Here is a 3,939-nt window from a genome sequence, read left to right as displayed (position 1 = left end):
CGAGCGCATCACGGCGTTCGTCGAGACGAAGACGGTCTGGCACACGAAGTCCATGCTCTAGCCCGCTGGGGTGCGGTTGCCTGCCGAGACGATTAGGCCGCGGGGAGGCGCGCGAGTGTTTCGGCGGCCGTCAGGTGCGGTACGCCCGATTGCGCCGCGCGAACGAGGCCGACGAGGGCTGCGTTGACTGGCGTGGGGACGCCCAGCGAGGTGCCGTAGTCGACGATCGCGCCGTTGATCGCGTCGACCTCGGTCGTGCGCCCGCGACGGATGCTCTGCAGCATCGAGGCGGGGTTCGGCACGTCGCCCATGCCGGCGGCGAGGTGCTGGGCCAGCTCGGCGGCCGCAGCGGTACCACCCGCGCGCACGCGGGCGACGGCTTCGGCATCCACGGCTCCGATGCGACCCCACGCGATGCCCGCGGCATCGCCGACGGCGACGGTCTCGACCATGCCGCGCGCGAGTACCGCACGAAGCCGGGGGTCGGCGATTGTCTGCTGCACGCTCAGGCCGGTGATCGCGGGCAGGGCGTTGACCTGATTGATGAGCAACTTGGTCCACTGGGCGCCGCGAATGTTGTCGGCGAGCACGAGTTCGGCGGGCAGCGCGTCGCGCAGCACGGGCTCGGCAACGGCGACCGCGGCGGGGTCGCCGCCGAGCGTGAGGCCGTTCGGGCCCGTGACGGTGATGTGGCCCGGGCCTGTGAGGCTCACGGCGAAGAGCGCGAGGCCGATCGCGACGGGGGAGCGCGGCAGGGCATCCCGCACCGCGCCTTCACCGCCCAGGCCGTTCTGCAGCACGAGCACGGGCGTGCCATCGTGCGTGGTCCACGGGGCGAGAGCCTCGGCAGAATCGTGCGCTTTCGTCGCCAACACGATGAGGTCGACGATGTCGTTCGGGATGCTGCGCACGAGTTCAACCGGAGCCACCCACTCACCCCAGCCGCCGTCGACGCGCAGCCCGGCGCGGGCAATCGCTTCAGCATGCTCGCCGCGCGCAGTCACGAGCACCTCGTGCCCCGCGCGCGCGGCCAGGGCGGCCACGAGGCCGCCGACCGCGCCCGCTCCGATGACCGCGATGCGCATGCTCGCCAGCCTAAGCGCGAGAGCCGCACCGGCCGAGCAGCCCGCTCGCGCTAGCGTGGAGTCGTGCCTACCGGATTGCTGCTCGTCGACAAGCCGCAGGGTCTCACGAGCCACGATGTCGTCGCACGTGCGCGCCGCGCGCTCGGCACTCGCAAGGTGGGCCACGCGGGCACTCTCGACCCGATGGCGACGGGCCTGCTCACGCTCGGAGCCGGGTCCGCCACGCGCCTGCTTACTTACCTCGTGGGCCTCGACAAGACCTACGAGACGACCATGCGACTCGGCGCCGCGACGACGACCGACGATGCCGAGGGTGAGATCGTCAGCACGGCCGACCCGGCGGCGGTCGCAGCGGTGACCGACGAGGCACTCGCGGCAGGCATCCGTGCGCTGACCGGAGAGATCGACCAGCGGCCGAGCTCGGTGAGCGCCATCAAAGTCGACGGCAAACGCGCGTACGACCGCGTGCGCGCCGGCGAAGAGGTCGAGCTCGCGTCGCGCCGCGTCACGATCAGCGCGTTCGAGGTGCTCGCGGTACGGCGCACCGGCGAGGCGATCGACGTGGATGCCCGCATCGACTGCAGCTCAGGCACCTACATTCGCGCCCTCGCGCGCGACCTCGGCGCGGCCCTGGGCATTGGCGGGCACCTCACGGCCTTGCGGCGCACGCGCGTGGGGTCGTTCGAGGTGGCCGACGCCGTGAGTCTCGAGGCGCTGGCCGAGGGCGGCTCAAGCCTGCTCGCGAGCCCGGCGGAGGTTGCCGAACGGCTGTTCCCGGTGCTCGAGGTCGACGCCGCTCAGGCCCGCGACCTCGGGCACGGCAAGCTGCTCACCCTGCCGGCGCACCCCGACTCTGAGCCGGTGGCCGCGATCGAGCGCGGAGCAGGTGGCGAGCATCCCGACCGCCTCGTCGCCCTCATCAGCGTGCGCCAGGGTCGCGGTCGTACGCTGGTCGGGTTCCCGCCCGAGAGTGCCCAGGAGGCCGCACAGTGATCGAGTGGTTCACCACGATCGCCATCATCGTGAGCGTCATCGCGGGCCTCGTGGCCCTCGTGCTCGGCGGTATCGGCCGCAGACCTGACGACTACAGCGTGCTTCCCACGGCGGCCGTCGCCCTCGTGCTCCTCGTGCAGATCGTCATCGGTATCGTCGCGCCGTTCGTCGGCAACGAGCCGACGGGTGACATCGTCGAGTGGTGGATCTACCTCGTCGTCGCCCTCGTGCTGCCCGTCGCGGCCATCGGCTGGGCGCTCGTCGACCGCACACGCTGGGCCACGGTCGTCATGGGCGTCGCGAGCCTCGCCGTCGCCGTCATGGTCTTTCGCATGAACCAGATCTGGTTCGTGCAGGGCGTTGCCCTCGTCAGCTGACAAAGCTGGTGACGGATGCTCGCGTCGCGATAGCGTGCCTCCATGCCCCTGACTGTTGAGCGCGACGGCATCGTGCGCGTCGAGGTCTTCAAGAAGCCGCTCTGGTACATCGTCGATCCGGAGGCGGAGGGGGGCTTTGACCCGGCGCTCAAATCCCTGCTGCAGTCGTTGAAGCCCACACAGAGATCTGAATGGCAGTTCATCGCTCGGGTGACCGTTTTCCTCGTTGTGTGGTTACTGGTCGGCGGCGGAATCGCCTACTTCTCGAACACGGTCCAGGGAATAGAAGCCTGGCGCGGATCGGTCTATGGCGGGGCAATCATCGCTGGGTTGCTTGCCGCGTGGCTGGCAATCATCCCCGTCTTTCCGCTTCGGCCGGAGGCGCCTCGTCACTTCGACTCAGTCAGGTTGATTCCTCACGACATAGTGAAGTGGGCAGATGATTCGATTGCGGAGGATCGTTTGTGGAGCCTCGTCGAGGCTCGTCATCGACTCGACGACGTTCGACACCTGGCGATAGTCGTGTTGGAGGATTGGAGCTTCGAATACGGGGGAGACCTCCAGCTCGATGCAGCGCACACCCTAGTGATGAAGACTCTCACGAGGGAGTTCAACGAGCGGCGTACACACTACGTACGCGTCGCCAAGGAATTCGGGTTCGTCCCATCAGGCGTCGAGTTGAGCGATCTCTCGGAACTGGAGACTTGGACGAGCTCCGAACGCTAAAGCCCCTCGATCGCGGCAAGCACCGCGTCGAGCGACTGAGCAAGGTCGGCAACGACGAGCGCCGCGCCCGTCTCGCGCAGGTCGTCGACCGTGAACACGCCCGTCGCGACGCCGATGAACGGCATGCCAGCGGCCGCCGCGGCTTCGTCATCGCGCGGGGTGTCGCCGATGATCACAAGGGTTTCGCCGGGCAATGCTTCGCGGGCTGCGCGGGTAATCTCACTGCGCTCGCGGGCCGTCGCGCCAAAGAACGAGCGATCCCAGTCGAACCACTCCGGCCCGAGCCCGGCGCCCTCGAGCTTGACGCGAGCCCGCACGAGCGAGTTGCCCGTCAACAGGGCGTTGTGCCAGCCGCGGGCGGCGACGGCGGTGAGGGCATCCACCACCCCCGGAGCAGTCTCGCGCCGATCGCCCGCCTGCGCGCGTTCGATCGAGAGCTCGTCGAGCACGGCGCGGGCGCGTTCGTGCCACGAGTCGTCGTAGCCGAAGTGGGCGAGAATCTCGCTGAGAATGAGCCCGTCGGGCTTGCCATGCGTGCGCGGCATCGGTGGGTGCAGTTCGCGGCCCACAGTGCGCTCGACGGCCGTGTGATACAGCTCGCCGCCACCGGTGTAGCCGTTGAGCAGCAGGGTTCCGTCGACGTCCCAGAGAATCGTGATGGTCACCGGTCAACCTTGCCAGACGGTAACCGCCAGCACTGACTGAAACAATGAGCAGGTGCCCAGCGCCCTTCCCCTCGCCGACCCAGCCCCCGACGA

General features: G+C 68.9%; 5 protein-coding genes. 3 read left to right on the top strand and 2 right to left on the bottom strand.

Annotation, left to right across the window (positions count from 1 at the left end; translation table 11 throughout):
• Window positions 1–92: 92 nt before the first annotated feature.
• Window positions 93–1,085 carry a 2-dehydropantoate 2-reductase gene (locus SFU54_RS09600; protein ID WP_319016055.1) on the bottom strand — a complete coding sequence of 331 codons (993 nt, stop codon included), beginning with the start codon at window positions 1,083–1,085 and terminating at the stop codon, window positions 93–95.
• 63 nt (window positions 1,086–1,148) lie between these two features.
• Between SFU54_RS09600 and truB the strand changes: the two genes are divergently transcribed.
• The 3 genes from truB to SFU54_RS09585 are packed head-to-tail and all read left to right on the top strand — an operon-like array spanning window position 1,149 to window position 3,181.
• The gene (gene truB, locus SFU54_RS09595; protein ID WP_319016054.1) at window positions 1,149–2,078 is read left to right on the top strand and encodes a tRNA pseudouridine(55) synthase TruB; all 930 of its coding nucleotides are present in this window, start codon (window positions 1,149–1,151) and stop codon (window positions 2,076–2,078) included.
• Complete coding sequence (locus SFU54_RS09590; RefSeq protein WP_319016053.1) at window positions 2,075–2,455, top strand: hypothetical protein; 381 nt, start codon at window positions 2,075–2,077, stop codon at window positions 2,453–2,455. Before truB ends, SFU54_RS09590 begins: the two co-directional genes overlap by 4 nt.
• A gap of 42 nt (window positions 2,456–2,497) precedes the next feature.
• Window positions 2,498–3,181 carry a hypothetical protein gene (locus SFU54_RS09585; protein ID WP_319016052.1) on the top strand — a complete coding sequence of 228 codons (684 nt, stop codon included), beginning with the start codon at window positions 2,498–2,500 and terminating at the stop codon, window positions 3,179–3,181.
• Here SFU54_RS09585 and SFU54_RS09580 read toward each other — a convergent pair.
• Window positions 3,178–3,846, bottom strand: a complete 669-nt coding sequence (locus tag SFU54_RS09580) for an HAD family hydrolase (protein ID WP_319016051.1) — start codon at window positions 3,844–3,846, stop codon at window positions 3,178–3,180. The genes SFU54_RS09585 and SFU54_RS09580 overlap by 4 nt on opposite strands.
• Between the last annotated feature and the right edge of the window lie 93 nt (window positions 3,847–3,939).

Origin of the sequence: Microcella sp., assembly GCF_033763155.1 — a bacterium.
Taxonomy (GTDB): domain Bacteria; phylum Actinomycetota; class Actinomycetes; order Actinomycetales; family Microbacteriaceae; genus Microcella.
Note: the sequence above shows the minus strand (reverse complement) of the source record. Positions and strands in the feature narration are given on the sequence as shown.

What these genes read in the sequence shown, in the direction of transcription:
- SFU54_RS09600 (WP_319016055.1), bottom strand. Translation starts at nt 1,085, where the DNA reads ATGCGCATCGCGGTCATCGGAGCGGGCGCGGTCGGCGGCCTCGTGGCC.
- SFU54_RS09585 (WP_319016052.1), top strand. Translation starts at nt 2,498, where the DNA reads ATGCCCCTGACTGTTGAGCGCGACGGCATCGTGCGCGTCGAGGTCTTC.